The organism is Streptococcus oralis subsp. oralis (genome assembly GCF_002096595.1).
GTDB lineage: Bacteria > Bacillota > Bacilli > Lactobacillales > Streptococcaceae > Streptococcus > Streptococcus oralis_D.
The window spans coordinates 338,181-357,029 of sequence record NZ_NCUR01000010.1 but is presented as its reverse complement, the minus strand read 5'-3'; the positions used below and the strand labels follow the sequence as shown (position 1 = coordinate 357,029).

At 39.9% G+C, this 18,849-nt stretch carries 12 protein-coding genes; 7 read left to right on the top strand and 5 right to left on the bottom strand.

Translation table 11 applies throughout. The features are described 5' to 3' along the window. The first annotated feature begins 54 nt into the window (after window positions 1-54). Window positions 55-1,461 (top strand): 6-phospho-beta-galactosidase, encoded by a 1,407-nt coding sequence (gene lacG / locus B7714_RS06115; RefSeq protein WP_084859978.1) that lies wholly within the window; start codon window positions 55-57, stop codon window positions 1,459-1,461. A gap of 39 nt (window positions 1,462-1,500) precedes the next feature. Here lacG and B7714_RS06110 read toward each other — a convergent pair whose 3' ends face one another. The 4 genes from B7714_RS06110 to nrdH form a co-directional block, all read right to left on the bottom strand. Then, a complete protein-coding gene (locus B7714_RS06110) occupies window positions 1,501-2,268 on the bottom strand; it encodes a DeoR/GlpR family DNA-binding transcription regulator (protein WP_084859977.1) in 768 nt (255 codons plus the stop codon). A 139-nt stretch (window positions 2,269-2,407) separates the two neighbouring features. Next, a complete protein-coding gene (gene nrdF, locus B7714_RS06105) occupies window positions 2,408-3,370 on the bottom strand; it encodes a class 1b ribonucleoside-diphosphate reductase subunit beta (protein ID WP_000451378.1) in 963 nt (320 codons plus the stop codon). Window positions 3,371-3,564: 194 nt separating this feature from the next. Then, window positions 3,565-5,724, bottom strand: a complete 2,160-nt coding sequence (nrdE, locus tag B7714_RS06100; protein ID WP_084859976.1) for a class 1b ribonucleoside-diphosphate reductase subunit alpha — start codon at window positions 5,722-5,724, stop codon at window positions 3,565-3,567. A gap of 80 nt (window positions 5,725-5,804) precedes the next feature. Continuing rightward, window positions 5,805-6,023 (bottom strand): glutaredoxin-like protein NrdH, encoded by a 219-nt coding sequence (gene nrdH, locus B7714_RS06095; protein WP_000259240.1) that lies wholly within the window; start codon window positions 6,021-6,023, stop codon window positions 5,805-5,807. 654 nt (window positions 6,024-6,677) lie between these two features. Here nrdH and B7714_RS06090 point away from each other — a divergent pair. The 6 genes from B7714_RS06090 (at window position 6,678) to B7714_RS06065 (ending at window position 17,311) form a co-directional block, all read left to right on the top strand. Further along, the gene (locus B7714_RS06090; RefSeq protein WP_000661897.1) at window positions 6,678-7,898 is read left to right on the top strand and encodes an alpha/beta hydrolase family protein; all 1,221 of its coding nucleotides are present in this window, start codon (window positions 6,678-6,680) and stop codon (window positions 7,896-7,898) included. A 458-nt stretch (window positions 7,899-8,356) separates the two neighbouring features. Then, on the top strand, window positions 8,357-8,620 hold the full coding sequence (locus B7714_RS06085) for a phosphocarrier protein HPr (RefSeq protein ID WP_000146948.1): 264 nt from the start codon (window positions 8,357-8,359) through the stop codon (window positions 8,618-8,620). 5 nt (window positions 8,621-8,625) lie between these two features. Next, entirely contained in the window at window positions 8,626-10,359 is a 1,734-nt protein-coding gene (gene ptsP, locus B7714_RS06080; protein ID WP_000138129.1) for a phosphoenolpyruvate--protein phosphotransferase, read from the top strand. A 246-nt stretch (window positions 10,360-10,605) separates the two neighbouring features. Beyond that, the gene (locus B7714_RS06075) at window positions 10,606-13,137 is read left to right on the top strand and encodes a pneumococcal-type histidine triad protein (protein ID WP_084859975.1); all 2,532 of its coding nucleotides are present in this window, start codon (window positions 10,606-10,608) and stop codon (window positions 13,135-13,137) included. 195 nt (window positions 13,138-13,332) lie between these two features. Further along, window positions 13,333-14,250 carry a metal ABC transporter solute-binding protein, Zn/Mn family gene (locus B7714_RS06070; RefSeq protein ID WP_084859974.1) on the top strand — a complete coding sequence of 306 codons (918 nt, stop codon included), beginning with the start codon at window positions 13,333-13,335 and terminating at the stop codon, window positions 14,248-14,250. A 13-nt stretch (window positions 14,251-14,263) separates the two neighbouring features. Further along, window positions 14,264-17,311, top strand: coding sequence for a pneumococcal-type histidine triad protein (locus tag B7714_RS06065; protein WP_084859973.1), 3,048 nt, complete (start codon window positions 14,264-14,266; stop codon window positions 17,309-17,311). 36 nt (window positions 17,312-17,347) lie between these two features. Here B7714_RS06065 and pepT read toward each other — a convergent pair whose 3' ends face one another. Continuing rightward, complete coding sequence (pepT, locus tag B7714_RS06060) at window positions 17,348-18,571, bottom strand: peptidase T (protein ID WP_084859972.1); 1,224 nt, start codon at window positions 18,569-18,571, stop codon at window positions 17,348-17,350. Window positions 18,572-18,849: the final 278 nt, after the last annotated feature.

Sequence of the window (18,849 nt, the reverse complement as noted above, 5' to 3'; positions counted from 1 at the left end):
AACTCCTCCCAACTATACCCCCATCTCATTTCTATTTCTTGAAAGGTGAATCAAATGACAAAAACACTTCCAAAAGACTTTATTTTTGGCGGAGCAACAGCAGCCTACCAAGCAGAAGGTGCTACACATACTGATGGTAAAGGGCCAGTCGCCTGGGACAAATACCTCAAAGATAACTACTGGTACACTGCTGAACCAGCCAGTGATTTCTATCACAAATATCCTGTTGACCTCAAACTTGCAGAAGAATATGGTGTCAATGGTATCCGTATTTCAATCGCTTGGTCACGTATCTTTCCAACTGGTTACGGGAAAGTCAATGACAAGGGGGTTGAGTTCTATCATAATCTATTTGCAGAGTGCCACAAACGCCATGTTGAGCCCTTTGTAACTCTTCATCACTTTGATACGCCAGAAGCTCTACATTCAAATGGAGACTTCTTAAACCGTGAAAATATCGAACACTTTGTAGACTACGCTGCCTTCTGTTTTGAAGAATTTCCAGAAGTAAACTATTGGACAACCTTTAATGAAATTGGACCAATCGGTGATGGTCAATACTTGGTTGGGAAATTCCCTCCAGGCATTCAGTACGACCTTGCCAAAGTTTTCCAATCGCATCACAATATGATGGTTTCTCATGCGCGTGCAGTCAAGCTATATAAAGATAAAGGCTATAAAGGGGAAATTGGTGTGGTTCACGCCCTGCCTACTAAATATCCTCTAGATCCTGAAAATCAAGCAGATGTTCGCGCTGCCGAGTTAGAAGATATCATTCACAATAAATTTATTTTGGATGCGACTTATCTTGGACGCTATTCAGATGAAACCATGGAAGGTGTCAACCATATCTTAGCAGTCAATGGTGGAAGCTTAGATCTGCGTGAAGAAGACTTCGCAATCCTAGAAGCTGCAAAAGACTTGAACGACTTCCTCGGCATTAACTACTACATGAGTGATTGGATGCAAGCCTTTGATGGAGAAACTGAAATCATTCATAACGGTAAGGGTGAAAAAGGAAGCTCTAAATATCAGATTAAGGGAGTTGGACGCCGAGTTGCGCCTGACTATGTCCCACGTACCGATTGGGATTGGATTATCTACCCTCAAGGTTTGTATGACCAAATTATGCGCGTGAAGAAAGATTATCCTAACTACAAAAAAATCTACATCACAGAGAATGGTCTTGGATACAAAGATGAGTTTGTGGATGGGACAGTCTACGATGATGGACGGATTGATTATGTTAAGAAACATATGGAAGTGATTGCAGATGCAATCTCCGATGGAGCCAATGTCAAAGGCTACTTTATCTGGTCGCTGATGGATGTCTTTTCTTGGTCAAATGGTTACGAAAAGCGTTACGGCCTCTTCTATGTTGATTTTGAAACCCAGGAGCGTTATCCAAAGAAATCGGCTCATTGGTATAAAAAACTAGCTGAGACACAACTTATTGAATAAAATTCAACAAAAATTCCCCGCCAAAAGGCAGGGGAATTTTTATGGTTTTGATAAAAGAATGGTTGTTTGTTTCGACAGATCTTCAAATGTCTCCTGACTCAGTTTGGCATCTGAAACGATAGTATCAATCTCTGAGATATTGTAGAAAGTGTAAAAATCAAACTTATTAAACTTACTGTGGTCTGCCAGTAGATATTTTTTATTGGCATTATTCAAGGCGATTCGTTGTACCTCGCCCTCTTCTTCACTGAAAGTAGCAATTGCCTTATCCTTAATACCATTACAACTTACAAAAGATTTAGAAAACTGAAGGTTGGTTAAATCCTGCAAGGTGAGTGTTCCCACAAAAGCACCAGTGATGGAGCGATAATTTCCACCAATCAAGATCAAATCTGTTAGTTTTCGTTCGTTTAGGATGAGAAAAACTGGAAGACTGTTTGTTACAACACGAATATTATCAATTGGGAGCTCACGAGCAAAACATTCTAAGGTTGTTCCTGGCCCGATAAAAATAGTTTCACCTTCGTCAATCAAATGACCTGCAAAACGGCTAATTTCTTGTTTTTCAGCAATCTGCAAACCTTGTTTTTCGACGTTTGAGCGTTCGTTGTTTAAGAGAGAACCTGTACGAAGTTTTTCAGCGCCACCGTGCACACGAACCAGCAAATCCTTATCTGCCAATTCTTGTAAGTAGCGACGAGCTGTCATATCTGACACATCAAGACTCTCCATAATCTCTTTTACAGTAATAGTGCCTTTTGTGTTTACTGCTTCTAGAATACTATCTAGTTTTTCTTGCTTTAGCATCCTTATCACCTCGATTTCTACTATTATTATCTTACCATAAAACGCTCAATCAATCAAATAGAAAAAAACAAAATAAAACAAAAACAAAAATATCATGGTTGTTTTAAACAAACCATGATATTTTGAATGTTTGGTCAAATTAGTCTAAACCGTAGTTGTAATCCTCGTCTTGCATGGCTTCAACTTCACCAAGGAGGTAACCATTTCCGACTTGAGAGAAGAAGTCGTGGTTAGAAGTTCCTGTTGAAATTCCGTTCATAACGATTGGATTGACATCATCTGCTGAATCTGGGAAGAGTGGATCTTGTCCTAGGTTCATAAGAGCTTTATTGGCATTGTAACGAAGGAAGGTTTTAACTTCCTCAGTCCAGCCAACACCGTCATAGAGGCTTTCTGTATAGCCCTCTTCGTTCTCGTAGAGAGTGTAGAGCAGGTCGTACATCCATTCTTTAAGTTTTTCTTGCTCTTCTTCAGGTAATTCATTGAAACCAAGTTGGAATTTGTAACCAATATAAGTTCCGTGAACAGACTCATCACGAATGATCAGTTTGATGATTTCCGCAACGTTGGCCAGTTTGTTGTTACCGAGATAGTAGAGGGGCGTAAAGAAACCAGAGTAGAAGAGGAAGGTTTCAAGGAAAACACTGGCAACTTTCTTTTCTAGAGGGCTACCATTGAGATAGATTTCATTGATAATTTCCGCTTTTCTTTGTAGGTAGGGGTTAGTGTTGGTCCATTCAAAGATTTCTTCGATTTCAGCCTTGGTATTCAAGGTTGAAAAGATAGAAGAGTAAGATTTTGCGTGGACAGATTCCATAAACTGGATGTTGTTGAAAACAGCTTCCTCATGCGGTGTACGGATGTCTGAGCGAAGTGCTTGAACCCCTGTTTCAGATTGCATGGTGTCCAAAAGGGTCAAACCACCAAAGACTTTTCCAACCAAGTCTTTTTCTTTGTTTGATAGTTTTCTCCAGTCGTCTAGGTCATTTGACAAGGGGATACGCGTATCGAGCCAGAATTGCTCTGTCAGCTTTTCCCAAGTTGATTTGTCGATGACATCTTCGATGGCATTCCAGTTAATGGCTTTGTAGTAAGTTTCCATTTGAAATCTCTTTCTGTATGTAATAATGCGATTGCCGAATCATCTCTATTTTATCATAGTCTGAGAAGAGTATCGCACAAAAAGTCGGAAGCCCGACTTTTTAGTTTTTCATGGTATTTAAGATACTTATCAAGTTTTGTCTGGCGGGTAATTTAATCAGTAGTCTGAGAAAATGTGGTTGCTTCAGATAAAAATTAAATCACACAGCTTTCACATTGGTTAGCACCGACTTCTCCACCGTCGTCTGTAAAGGTACGGACGTAGTAGATGGACTTGATACCCTTGTTAAAGGCATAGTTACGAAGGATAGATAGGTCACGTGTCGTTTGTTTGTTTTCTTTCTTCCATTCGTAAAGACCTTTTGGAATGTCACTACGCATGAAGAGAGTGAGTGAAAGTCCTTGATCCACGTGTTCAGTTGCGGCAGCGTAAACATCAATCACCTTACGCATATCCATGTCATAAGCAGAAGTGTAGTAAGGAATGGTATCTGTAGACAAACCTGCAGCTGGATAGTAGATTTTACCGATTTTCTTCTCTTGGCGTTCTTCAATGCGTTGCGTAATCGGGTGGATAGATGCAGAAACATCGTTGATGTAACTGATAGAACCATTTGGAGCTACAGCAAGGCGGTTTTGGTGATAAAGACCATCTGCTTGAACCTTTTCGCGAAGTTCAGCCCAATCAGCAGCACTTGGAATAAAGACATCTTTGAAGAGTTCTTTAACACGGTCTGATTTTGGAACAAATTCGCCTGTCACGTACTTGTCGAAGTAGCTTCCGTTAGCATAGTCTGATTTTTCAAAGTTGTGGAAGGTGATACCACGTTCACGCGCTATGTTATTAGATTCTACCAAGGTCCAGTAGTTCATAAGCATAAAGTAGATGCTTGTAAATTCAATTGACTCATGTGATCCGTACTCAATCAGTTGTTGGGCAAGGTAGCTATGAAGCCCCATGGCACCAAGACCAAAGGTGTGAGCTAAACTGTTTCCGTGGTCGATAGTAGGGACAGCTACGATGTGTGAACTATCTGTAACGAAAGTCAAAGCACGAACCATCGCACGGATAGAACGACCAAAGTCAGGTGAAGTCATCATGTTGACCACGTTGGTTGAACCAAGGTTACATGAAACGTCTGTTCCCATTTGAAGGAATTCTTGAGCATCGTTGATCAAGCTTGGTTCTTGAACTTGAAGAATCTCAGAACACAAGTTACTCATGATAATCTTACCATCTACTGGATTCGCACGGTTGGCTGTATCAATGTTGACGACATAAGGGTAACCAGATTCTTGTTGCAATTTAGAAATTTCAGTTTCCAAATCACGAGCTTTGATTTTTGTCTTGCGGATGTTTGGATTTGCGACCAATTCATCATATTTTTCAGTGATGTCGATGTAGTTGAATGGCACACCGTACTCAAGCTCTACAGAGTAAGGGCTAAAGAGATACATTTCTTCATTTTTACGAGCTAATTCGTAGAATTTATCGGGCACCACAACTCCAAGTGAGAGGGTCTTAACACGAACCTTTTCATCGGCATTTTCTTTCTTAGTTGAAAGGAAGGCGATGATATCTGGGTGAAAGACATTGAGGTAGACAACCCCAGCACCTTGACGCTGACCCAATTGGTTAGAGTAGGAGAAACTGTCTTCGAAGAGTTTCATAACTGGAACGACACCAGAAGCTGCTCCTTCATAACCTTTGATAGGTGCGCCAGCTTCACGAAGGTTGCTTAGAGTAATACCTACACCACCACCGATACGTGAAAGTTGAAGAGCTGAGTTGATAGAACGTCCGATAGAGTTCATGTCATCAGTTACTTGAATCAAGAAACAAGATACCAACTCCCCACGACGAGCACGACCTGCGTTCAAAAAGGAAGGAGTAGCAGGTTGGTAGCGTTGGTGGATGATTTCATTGGCAATATCAGTCGCAATTGCTTCGTCCCCGTCAGCAAAATAAAGTGCATTAAAGAAGACGCGGTCTTCCATGCTTTCAAGATAGTATTCCCCGTCGTTAGTCTTCAAGGCATATTGATTATAGAACTTATAGGCAGCCATGAACGACTTGAATTGGAAGTTTTGGTCTCTGATAAATTGATGCAATTCTTCCAAAAACTCTGGACGGTATTTCTTAAGAAATGCAGTTTCAATGTAGTTGTGTTCAATGAGGTAGTTGATTTTATCAGTGATTGAATCAAAAACCATAGTGTTTGGAACTACATTTTCTTTAAAGAAGGCATCCAAGGCTTCCTTATCTTTATGAAGCATGATTTGTCCATTGACAGGACGGTTGATTTCGTTATTGAGACGGAAGTAAGTTACGTCCTCAAGATGTTTTAATCCCATAAAATTTCCCTTATCTAATTACAAAAGAAAGGCCTCTAAGTTAGCCCTAGAAGCAATCTCTTCTGGATGATGTACTAAGATTATGCTAATTGTTTCAGTTTTCCTGGTTGGAAACCTGAAAAGACTTCAGTTGGTGTTTGGATAACAGGAGCTGCGCTGAAACCGAGCTCTTTAACTTGATCGATGTACTCTGGTTGCTCGTCGAGATTGATCTCACGATAAGCGACATTGTTGCTGTCCAAGAAACGCTTGGTCATCTTACATTGGACACAGTTGTTTTTAGAATAAACGGTTACCATTTTCGTAACTCCTCTTTCAAAATAGATTACTTTCTTAGTATATCAGAAAAAAAAACTTTGTCAAACTTTTTAAACTAAATCTTGTGCTAAAAAGTTACAGTTTCAAAAACAAAGCACAATATATAGTGTTTTGTCAGAGTGTAAAATTGGGTTTTCATTGAACTATCAAAGTTTATCAAAACAAAAAAACTATATACTGTATATTGGTAAGATAAATAGAAGATTTTCAGCAAGTTATCTGAAAGGAAAACGAAGAAAATAGCAAAAATCGTAAGAACAGGAATAAGTCTAGCTGAGACAATGCTTTAATAAAACAGAAACTGTGATATTTACGAAAAAAAGAAATTTTCCACACAAGATGTCCCAATATTTTGTATTAGAATATCTAAAATATAACAAAAGTGGAAATGACAGATTATGCTGTATTCATAAAAATGGATCATTGGTTAATTTTATATAGGATACTTATGAGTTTCGTATCCTTTTATAAGGAGTATATAAATACAATGTTTGAGAAAGTTCATTTTATGTGATATACTACATGTGATTATAAGATTAAAAAATGGATATCTGGATGCTTTTGTTTGATAGAGAATGTTATCAGATTATAATTAGATTAAATAAATGAAAGAACACAGAATTAGGAGGCGCGTGGTGAAAGAAAATGATGTTATTTTAAAACGGCAATCAACTCAAATATTTTTTAAGAATGGTGATACGGATTTTTTCTTTAATTGGTTGTTAGGAATCGGTGAAATTTTTGGTTTCTCTCATGGAGAGCTTTATTATCTTGCTCAAAGATTGGGGAACTCACCAAAGCCTGATGACTGGAAAAATGTATTTTTATCGCATGTAAACTACCTTGAACAAGAAGCAAGTAATTCAGGATTGAGTGAACAAACAAAGGCGCAGTATTATCTTGCACAGACCTACTCACTTCGCTCGGCAATTCAGTTTACCGATCCATTTTCTGACGAGTATTTACCGACCGTTCGTCAAATGGAGAAGGTGTTTTCTAGTGCAATTCATTCACTAGGTGTACCGATTGAAAAACTAACTATTCCCTATCAGGGTTCTTACTTGCCTGGGTATTATCTTCATAGCGGCGATAATTGTCCAACGCTAATCATGATTGGTGGAGGTGATACTTATCGCGAAGATTTATTTTACTTTGCAGGATATCCTGGCTGGATACGAAATTATAATGTTTTAATGGTTGACCTTCCTGGTCAAGGGAGCAATCCTAGTAGAGGGCTGGTCTTTGATGTGGATGCTTCTATTCCAATTTCATTATGCATAGACTGGTTGGAAAATAGAAATCCTAAACTAAATTATTTAGCTATTTATGGTGTCAGCGGAGGGGGATATTTTACCGCACAAGCTGTCGAAAAGGATCCAAGAATTCATGCTTGGATTGCTAGTACCCCTATTTACGACGTTGCAGAACTTTTCAGAAAAGAATTTGGATCAAGTTTGAAAGCACCTAGTTGGTTAATAAATGCCATTTTAAAATTAGCTGGAAATTTGAATGAATCAGCAAATTTAAATCTTAAAAAGTATGCATGGCAGTTTGGTACTTCTGATTTTAAGAGTGCTATTGATGATGTATTTAACCATGCAAAGATTGTGGATTATCAAAAAATTCAATGCCCATGCCTGTTTATTATGGGAAAGGGTGAGGGTGCTGAACTGCAGCATCAAACTAAGGTAATTTATGAAGCACTTAAATCTAAAAATCAACAAACTAAACTTCAAGTATTTGAGGCGGAAAGTGGTGCGGACGCTCATTGCCAAGTCAATAATCTAAGACTCGCCCATAATGTCGTTTTTGATTGGTTGGATACTTTATTTGAATGGAATCAATCAAAGTTTTAGTTCTACTTATACCACTTAGATATATCTACCTTTTTACTGTTAGGGGCTACAAACTTATTTTACTTTAAGTAGCAAATTGGATAAATTCTCTACTGTTGATGGTAAGAGTAGGTTTTAGAATTTCAGTATTTAGTATTTGATGAAGTCTTTTCAAATAATAGATTTACTGAGTTATATTAATTATAGTTAAATAGTATTATTTCATTATTTACTAGGATTGTCCTCTGATTGGTATTAAGGGAAAATAGCTTTGAAAATTGGAATTTTGAAGGTAATATTCTTTTAATAATTAGTGCCTAAATTTCCCATAGTACCTGTATGATAGAAAAAGAAGCAATTTCATTTTCAGTAAAAGTCCATAAAATACTTGAAAAATTATCTAGAAGGTGATATAATACAGTCTTGTAAGGGTTATCACATATAATCCAAATAAGAAACAATTAAAGGAGAGTCAAACTATGGCTTCTAAAGATTTCCACGTAGTGGCAGAAACAGGTATTCATGCACGTCCAGCAACATTGTTGGTTCAAACAGCTAGCAAATTTGCTTCAGATATCACTCTTGAGTACAAAGGTAAATCAGTAAACCTTAAATCAATCATGGGTGTTATGAGTCTTGGTGTTGGCCAAGGTGCTGACGTTACAATTTCAGCTGAAGGTGCAGATGCTGACGATGCAATCGCTGCAATCACTGAAACTATGGAAAAAGAAGGATTGGCATAAGGAAAATGACAGAAATGCTTAAAGGAATCGCAGCATCTGACGGTGTTGCAGTTGCAAAAGCATATCTACTCGTTCAACCGGATTTGTCATTTGAGACTATTACAGTCGAAGATACAAACGCAGAAGAAGCTCGCCTTGATGCCGCTCTACAAGCATCACAAGACGAGCTTTCTGTTATTCGCGAGAAAGCAGTAGGTACGCTCGGTGAAGAAGCAGCTCAAGTTTTTGACGCTCACTTAATGGTTCTTGCTGACCCTGAAATGATCAGCCAAATCAAGGAAACAATCCGTGCGAAGAAAGTGAATGCAGAAGCAGGTCTGAAAGAAGTAACAGACATGTTTATCACTATCTTTGAAGGCATGGAAGACAACCCATACATGCAAGAACGCGCAGCGGATATCCGCGACGTGACAAAACGTGTATTGGCAAACCTACTTGGTAAAAAATTGCCAAACCCAGCTTCTATCAATGAAGAAGTAATCGTGATTGCGCATGATTTGACTCCTTCAGATACAGCTCAGTTGGACAAAAACTTTGTAAAAGCTTTTGTAACAAACATTGGTGGACGTACAAGCCACTCAGCTATCATGGCGCGTACGCTTGAAATTGCAGCAGTATTGGGTACAAACAACATCACTGAAATCGTTAAAGACGGTGACATTCTTGCCGTTAACGGTATCACAGGTGAGGTTATTATCAACCCAACTGATGAGCAAGCAGCAGAATTCAAGGCTGCTGGTGAAGCGTATGCGAAGCAAAAAGCTGAATGGGCTCTCTTGAAAGATGCTAAAACAGTAACAGCTGATGGTAAACACTTTGAATTGGCTGCCAACATTGGTACTCCAAAAGACGTTGAAGGTGTCAATGACAACGGTGCTGAAGCTGTTGGTCTTTACCGTACAGAGTTCTTGTACATGGATTCTCAAGACTTCCCAACAGAAGACGAGCAATACGAAGCTTACAAGGCTGTACTTGAAGGAATGAACGGTAAACCTGTTGTTGTTCGTACAATGGATATCGGTGGAGATAAGGAACTTCCTTACTTCGATATGCCTCACGAAATGAACCCATTCCTTGGATTCCGTGCCCTTCGTATCTCTATCTCTGAGACTGGAGATGCTATGTTCCGCACACAAATCCGTGCCCTTCTTCGTGCGTCTGTTCACGGTCAATTGCGTATCATGTTCCCAATGGTTGCGCTCTTGAAAGAATTCCGTGCAGCGAAAGCAGTCTTTGACGAAGAAAAAGCAAACCTTCTTGCTGAAGGTGTTGCAGTTGCGGATAATATTCAAGTTGGTATCATGATCGAAATCCCAGCAGCAGCAATGCTTGCAGACCAATTTGCTAAAGAAGTTGACTTCTTCTCAATTGGTACAAACGACTTGATCCAATACACAATGGCTGCAGACCGTATGAACGAACAAGTTTCATACCTTTACCAACCATACAACCCATCAATCCTTCGTTTGATTAACAACGTTATCAAAGCAGCTCACGCTGAAGGTAAATGGGCTGGTATGTGTGGTGAGATGGCTGGTGACCAACAAGCTGTTCCACTTCTTGTAGGAATGGGCTTGGATGAGTTCTCTATGTCAGCAACATCAGTACTTCGTACACGTAGCTTGATGAAGAAACTCGATACAGCTAAGATGGAAGAGTACGCAAATCGTGCCCTTACAGAATGCTCAACAATGGAAGAAGTCCTTGAACTTCAAAAAGAATACGTTAATTTTGATTAATCGAAAAGTCCTTGCAACCCAGTTGCAGGGATTTTTTTAAAGAATTTTCAAGCTAATTTTTCTTATATAAAGCCCAATCTTGAGAAAGTTGTGGTCAGAACAAAAAAAATACTTAACCGGTTCATAAAATTCTTGACAAGTTGCAAATTTAGGAGTAAACTATTAACCAGTTAAGTAATAGAGAGGAGTTTCTGCAATTTAGAAATGAATTGCAACTAGAAATATCAAAAAAGAAAGTGAGTTTCGATGAAAATTAATAAAAAATACCTTGCTGGTTCTGCGGCAGCTTTAATTTTAAGTGTCTGTTCTTATGAATTGGGACTGTATCAAGCTAGAACGGTCAAGGAAAATAACCGTGTTTCCTATATAGATGGAAAACAGGCTACGCAAAAAACAGAGAATCTGACTCCTGATGAGGTCAGCAAAAAAGAAGGCATCAATGCCGAACAAATCGTCATCAAGATAACAGACCAAGGATATGTTACTTCGCACGGCGACCACTATCATTACTATAATGGCAAGGTCCCTTATGACGCTATCATCAGTGAAGAGTTGCTGATGAAGGATCCAAACTACCAGCTCAAGGACGAGGATATTGTCAGTGAAATCAAGGGTGGTTATGTTATTAAGGTAGATGGAAAATACTATGTTTACCTTAAGGATGCAACCCATGCGGACAATGTCCGTACGAAAGAAGAAATCAATCGGCAAAAACAAGAACATAGTCAGCATCGTGAAAGAGGGACTTCAGCAAACGATGGTGCGGTAGCCTTGGCACGTTCACAGGGACGCTACACCACAGATGATGGTTATATCTTTAATGCCTCTGATATCATTGAAGATACTGGTGATGCTTATATCGTTCCTCATGGCAACCATTACCATTACATTCCTAAGAGTGAGTTATCAGCCAGCGAATTGGCTGCTGCAGAAGCCTTTCTATCTAGTAGAAGTGGCCAATCAAACACGCCTACTTATCGCCGTACCAATAACAACAGTGCTAGCAGCGATGTAGATAGATGGACTCCATCCTATAATAATCAAGGCAACAGCTATACGAACACGGCTAACAACGGTAGCGACGATAACCAAGCAAGTCAGAGTGATGAGGATATTGATAGCCTTCTGAAACAACTTTACGCCTTGCCGCTCAGCCAACGACACGTAGAATCTGATGGCCTTGTCTTCGACCCAGCACAGATCACAAGTCGAACAGCTAGAGGAGTTGCTGTTCCTCATGGGAACCATTACCATTTCATCCCTTATACACAGATGTCTGAATTGGAAGAACGAATCGCTCGTATTATTCCTCTACAGTACAGTTCGAGCCATAGGGTGCCGGATTCAAGACCAGAACAACCAAGTCCACAACCGACTCCGGAACCTAGTCCAAGCCCACAACCTGCACCAAATCCTCAACCATCTCCAAGCAATCCAATTGACGAAAAATTGGTCAAACAGGTGATTCGAAAAGTAGCCAATGGCTATGTATTTGAGGAGAATGGAATCTCTCGTTATATTCCTGCCAAGGAACTTTCAGCAGAAACAGCAGCAGCCATTGATAATAAACTAGCTAAGCAAGAAAGTTTATCTCATAAACTCGGAGCTAAGAAAACCAACCTCCCATCTGGTGATCGAGGATTTTACAATAAGGCTTATGATTTACTAGCAGCAGTTCATCAAGACTTACTTGCTAATAAAGGGCGTCAAGCTGATTTTGACACTTTGGATAAACTGTTGGAACGTTTAAATGATGAAAGCAGTGATAAAGTCAAGTTGGTGGATGATATCTTGGCCTTTCTAGCACCGATTCGTCATCCAGAACGTTTAGGAAAACCAAATGCGCAAATTGCCTACACTGATGATGAGATTCAGGTAGCCAAGTTGGCAGGCAAGTATACAACAGAAGATGGCTATATCTTTGATCCTCGTGATATCACCAATGATGAGGGGGATGCCTATGTAACTCCACATATGACCCATAGCCATTGGATTAAAAAAGATAGTTTGTCTGAAGCCGAAAGAGCGGCAGCCCAGGCTTATGCTAAAGAGAAAGGTTTGACTCCTCCTTCAACAGACCATCAGAATCCAGGAAATACGGAGGCTAAAGGAGCAGAAGCTATCTACAACCGCGTGAAAGCAGCTAAAAAGGTGCCGCTTGATCGTATGCCTTACAATCTCCAACATACCGTGGAAGTTAAAAACGGTAGTTTAATCATTCCTCATTATGATCATTACCATAACATCAAATTTGAGTGGTTTGACGAAGGACTTTATGAGGCACCTAAGGGGTATAGTCTAGAAGATCTCTTTGCGACTGTCAAGTACTATGTCGAACATCCAAACGAACGTCCGCATTCAGATAGTGGTTGGGGCAATGCAAGTGATCATGTTCAAAGAAACCAAAATGGTCAAGCTGATACCAATCAAACGGAAAAACCATCAGAGGAGAAACCTCGGACAGACAAACCTGAGGAAGAAAAGCCACGCGAAGAGAAGCCTCAAAGTGAGAAACCAGAATCTCCAAAACCAACTGAGGAGCCGGAAGAAGAATCACCAGAGGAACCAGAAGAACCTCAGGTCGAGACTGAAAAGGTTGAAGCGAAGTTGAGAGAGGCTGAAGAGCTACTTGCAAAGATCCAAGACCCCATTATCAAGTCCAATGCCAAAGAAACTCTCACTGGCTTAAAAAATAACCTGCTATTTGGTGCTCAGGATAACAATACCATTATGGCTGATGCTGAAAAGTTGTTGGCTTTATTAAAGGAGAGCAAGTAAAGGTAGAAGCATTTTCTAGATCCTAAAAACAGGATAGGAGATCTAGAAAAGTTAAAATCGAAAATGAGAACAGAATGTAAGTTCTAGTTCTCATTTTTTTCATGAAAATATGTAAAATATCTTGACATATAGTGTAAATAAAGATAAACTATTTACTAGTTAATTAAATGGTTAAATACTAGTTAAGGAGTAACAATGAAAAAAAGAATATTTCTATTATTAGTGGTAGGTCTCTTGGTTCTTGTTTTAGGAGCATGTAGTCAAAAAGAAAAACAAGAAGCAAAAGGAATGAAGATTGTAACAAGTTTTTACCCAATCTATGCCATGGTCAAAGAGGTATCAGGTGACTTGAATGACGTACGGATGATTCAGTCAAGTAGTGGGATTCACTCCTTTGAACCGTCAGCAAATGACATTGCTGCTATTTATGACGCGGATGTCTTTGTCTACCATTCTCATACGCTCGAATCTTGGGCTGGAAGTCTAGATCCTAACTTGAAAAACTCAAAAGTTAAGGTTTTAGAAGCTTCTGAAGGAATGACGTTGGAGCGTGTACCAGGTTTGGAAGATGTTGAAGCTGGTGACGGCATCGATGAAAAAACACTCTACGACCCTCACACTTGGTTAGATCCAGAAAAAGCAGGTGAAGAAGCTCAGATTATCGCTGACAAACTTTCGGAGATTGATAGTGCTAATAAGGAAACGTATCAAAAGAATGCTAAAAACTTTATCGCTAAAGCCCAAGAATTGACTAAGAAGTACCAGCCTATTTTTGAAAAAGCGAGTCAAAAGACCTTTGTTACACAACACACAGCCTTTTCTTATCTCGCTAAACGCTTTGGTTTGAAACAACTTGGTATAGCAGGGATTTCCCCTGAACAAGAGCCAAGTCCGAGACAACTAACAGAAATTCAGGAATTCGTTAAGACCTATAAGGTTAAAACCATCTTTACTGAGAGCAATGCTTCTTCTAAAGTCGCTGAGACCTTGGTCAAATCAACAGGAGTTAGCCTAAAGACACTCAATCCTTTAGAAGCAGATCCTGAAAATGACAAAACTTACTTAGAAAATCTAGAAGAAAACATGAATGTTCTTGCAGAAGAATTAAAATGAGGAGATGATGAAAATGAAGAAGAAATACCTTACAGCAGGATCGGCTCTTGTCCTTTCCCTAAGCCTTTGCATCTATGCATTGAACCAACACCAGGTAGAAGGAAACAAAGATAATAACCGTGTGTCTTATGTCGATGGGAAGCAAGATTCTCAAAAAACAGAGACCCAGACACCAGATCAAGTTAGCAAAAAAGAAGATATTCAGGCTGAACAAATTGTCGTGAAAATCACCGATCAAGGTTATGTGACTTCACATGGTGATCATTTCCATTATTACAATGGTAAAGTTCCTTTTGACGCGATTTTCAGCGAAGAACTGTTGATGAAAGATGCCAATTATCAACTGAAAGACGCTGATATTGTCAACGAAATCAAAGGTGGCTACATTATCAAGGTTGATGGTAAGTATTATGTCTACCTTAAAGATGCGGCTCATGCTGATAATATTCGTACGAAGGAGGAAATTGAGCGCCAAAAACAAGACCATACTCACGACGCACCAACTTCTAATAGTGCAGTGGCGCTTGCTCAATCTCAAGGTCGCTATACAACTGATGATGGCTACATCTTTAATCCTTCTGATATTATAGAGGATACTGGAGATGCTTATATCGTACCTCACGGTGGACATTACCACTACATTCCAAAGAGTTCCTTGTCTGCTAGCGAATTAGCTGCTGCCCAAGCCTACCTCTCTGGAACTAGAACTCAGCAGAGTGTGACTAACTATCGTCCTAGTCCAAACGAAACTGGTCAAACTACCAACCAAAGTCAACAGGCTGAAACACCAAGTAATCAAGCTGAGAGTCTTCAGAGTCTATTGCAACAGCTCTATGCTCTTCCAAGTAGTCAACGTTATGCTGAATCAGATGGCTTGATTTTTGACCCTGCTAAGATTTCAAGTAGAACACCGAGTGGCGTGGCGATTCCTCACGGAAATCACTATCATTTCATCCCATATACAAAACTTTCTGCCTTGGAAGAAAAGATTGCACGTATGATTCCTTTATCTAGCGACAGTGGGAAGCCAACACCTTTGGAAAATCCAAGCAAACCAGCAGAACATCCAGCTCAACCAGATCATCCTCATGACCAAGACGGTGACCATGGAAGTCAGGGTACCAACCATGAAGATCATGACCATGATGGAGAGGAGCATGACCACCATCACGGCGAAGAACATGATCATGGTTTTGCAGCTGACCGTGTTATTAGTGAAGATGAGCAAGGGTTTGTAGTTTCTCATGGAGATCACGCTCATTATTTCTTTAAGAAGGACTTGACTACAGCCCAAATCAAAGCTGCCCAAGATCACTTGAAAGAAAATCATCAGCCTCAGCACGTTCAACCACTTGCCAAGACTGTGGAAAGTTTCTCAAGAGATGCTAGCGATGAAGAAAAAATCAAGTATATCTCACAGACCTACGGGGTTCCGCTCGAAGCGATTCGCATTTCAAATGGATTCTTTGTCTTTGGAAATCCGGATCAAGCCTATGATCCAACCCATATCCATCCCTATGCTGTTCGAAAAGAACATGTTCGTATTCCTCTCCAAACTGGAAATCCAGAACTGGATTTCCTAAATGAACTGTATACGACTGCCCTACGTGATGGGGTGTCTCCTTATAGTTTACAGGTAGAAAGTGGTAGTTTTGTGATTCCTCACGGAGACCACAATCACTACATCAAGGTTCAAACTAAGGGCTATGAAGTGGCTCTGAAGAACAAGATTCCGGCCCTACAATCGACCTATCAACCTGGGGCTTTTGATGAACAAACTGTTCTATCTAAAGTGGATCAATTGTTAGCAGATAGCAGAAGTCTCTACAAAGACCAGCCAATCATGCAGAGACGTGTTGAACTTGCTTTGGGGCAGTTCACCGAAAATATGAAAAAATTGGCAACAAACTCAACTGCTGGATACCTAGCAGCCTTGGATCTCTTCGATAAACAATACATCCATGTGGATCAAAGTGTAGCACCGGTTGAAACTTCACCTTTAGATAAGAAGTACCAAGCTCTAGTAGATAAGATCAATACACTGGATACGGACACTTATGGCTTGCCTAAGAAAGATCTTTTGGTACATTTGCAGGAAGCAAAACTAGCACAGGATGAGACAGAGTTGGCTGCCATTGAAGCGAAACTGCAGGCCTTGCAAGATTTCCGAGATCGGACAGGAGTTACAACAGTAGAGTACATCAAGTACTTCTATGAACATGTATCTGATGGTCGTTTGAGAGAAGAACTTCGAAACCGTGTTGCTAAATTGACATGGGAACTTTACCAGTCACAATCTTTCCTAAAAGCAACCGACTTGAACAAGTTATTCCCAACTATTTACCAAACTAAGCTAGAAGTAGAAGAAGCTCTCAAAGAAGAACCCGTATCTACAAAAGCTGGTAAGACTATTCTAGATACGGAAAAAGTAGATAGTCAAACTGCTAAGACCGCCATCTATGAATTCCTAAAAGAGCTCTACGGTGATTTTATGCCAGAAGAACGGGTTAGCCATGTTAAGAAGGAAGAAGTAGATGCTCTCCTAACTAAAGCTGCTCAACTCCTAGCACGTGTCAAAGAAGATGGTGTCAAACAATCCCTAGCTGAAGAAGCAGCTAATATCAAAGCGGCTACTGAAAAGGAAAATGCAGACCTTGACGAAGCTAAAACACAACTTGAAGATCTTTTAAATCGTATTGTAGCGACTATCCAACGAGAGAAAAAAGAAGCGGAACAAGATCCACAAACGGTGATTATCTACCAAAAACTCTATAATATCTTGCTCTCTCTTCACAAGTACTTAGAGGATAACAAAGGATCCGATGCTGACTTTGAACGTGTTGATGGCCTATTTGATCAACTTGCAGCCAAAAGTAGTGATAAAGAAGGCCTCCTCACTCTAGCTAAAGAAATCATTAGCTTGAACCAAGAACTTCGTTCAAAAGCAAGTGAAACTGGCAGCCAATCTAAGTCTGAGAAAGACAGTGAAACAGCTGCTTCTAAACCAACAGAAAAGCAAGCGCAAAGTGAGTCTGAGACAAGTGCTCAACCAAATGAATAAAAAGAAAGGCGAAGTAGCTGAGCTACCTCGTCTTTTTTAGTCTTTATAAGATACAATGCCAATGATGGTATCCACCGCACGCTCCATAGTTTGAAGGCTGACGTATTCAAAACGTCCATGCATGTTTTCACCACCAGCAAAGATATTTGGAGTTGGAATTCCCATAAAGGAAATCTTAGACCCATCTGTTCCACCACGGATTGGTTCGATAATTGGCGTGATACCTAAATCTTCCATAACAGCTTTAGCAATGGTAACGGGTGTCATGTCTTTCTCAATGACTTCCTTCATATTGTAGTACTGGTCAGTCAGAGTCAAGGTCACGCGATCATTCCCAAGTTCTTGATTCATCTTGTCAGCAATAGACTGCATAGCTTCCTTACGCGCTTCAAAGGCATTCTTTTCAAAATCGCGAATGATGTAGCTTGCACGCGCCTCCTCGACACTACCTGACACATCCATAAGATGATAGAAACCTTGGTAACCATCTGTCAATTCAGGTCGGTCATTCTCTGGAAGTTGATTATGAAAATCAATCGCTAGCTGAAGGGCATTGACCATTTGACCCTTTGCAGTACCAGGGTGGACATTGCGCCCTTGGAAATGAAGCTCAGCAGCAGCTGCTGAGAAAGTCTCGTACTGAAGTTCTCCTAGCGGACCACCATCAACAGTATAGGCAAAGTCAACGTCAAAGTCTTCTGCATCAAACTTGTTAGCTCCAACGCCAATTTCTTCATCTGGACCAAAACCAACTCGAATCTCACAGTGTTTGATTTCGGGATGAGCAGTCAGATATTCAATAGCAGTCATAATCTCAGCAATCCCTGACTTGTCATCAGCACCCAGCAAGGTCGTGCCATCGGTTATGATGAGTGTTTGGCCTGGATATTTCTCAAGGCTCTTGAAGTCGGCCGGATCGAGTTTAAAACCAGAATCTCCTAAGTCGATAGCTCCACCATCGTAATTTTCGATGACTTGCGGATTAACTCCCTCAGCATTAAAGTCAGCTGTGTCCATGTGGGAGATGAAGCCAATCTTGCGTGTTAAGCTAGGATCATTAGCTGGTAAGGTACCAATAGCAAAACCATTTGGAAGGTAGTAGACATTTTGCAGACCGACACGTTTCATTTCTGGAATAAGAACGTTGGTCGCAAAATCTACCTGGCTTTGCGTACTTGGAGTAGTAGTAGAGTGTTCGTCAGAGCGCGTATTGACCTTGACATAGGTCAAAAAACGTTCTAAAAGGTTCGGGTAATTCATAAAAACTCCTTTAACAATCATAAAATAGAATGCAAACTTCGGGAAATGCCTCATTCTGAAAATTTCACGAATTTTGAAAAAATATAATAATTCAAATTCAATAGACTTTTAAATGAAATCTTGGATATTTTAGATTAAAATATATGCATTGATATTTTATGAGATTTTTTTATTCTTTTTTCATTTTACCATAGAATAGTTTGAAAGACAAAGAAGAATCATACTCTTTTATTAATTAACATAATATAAAAATAATCATATTAATTGACACTGCGTGA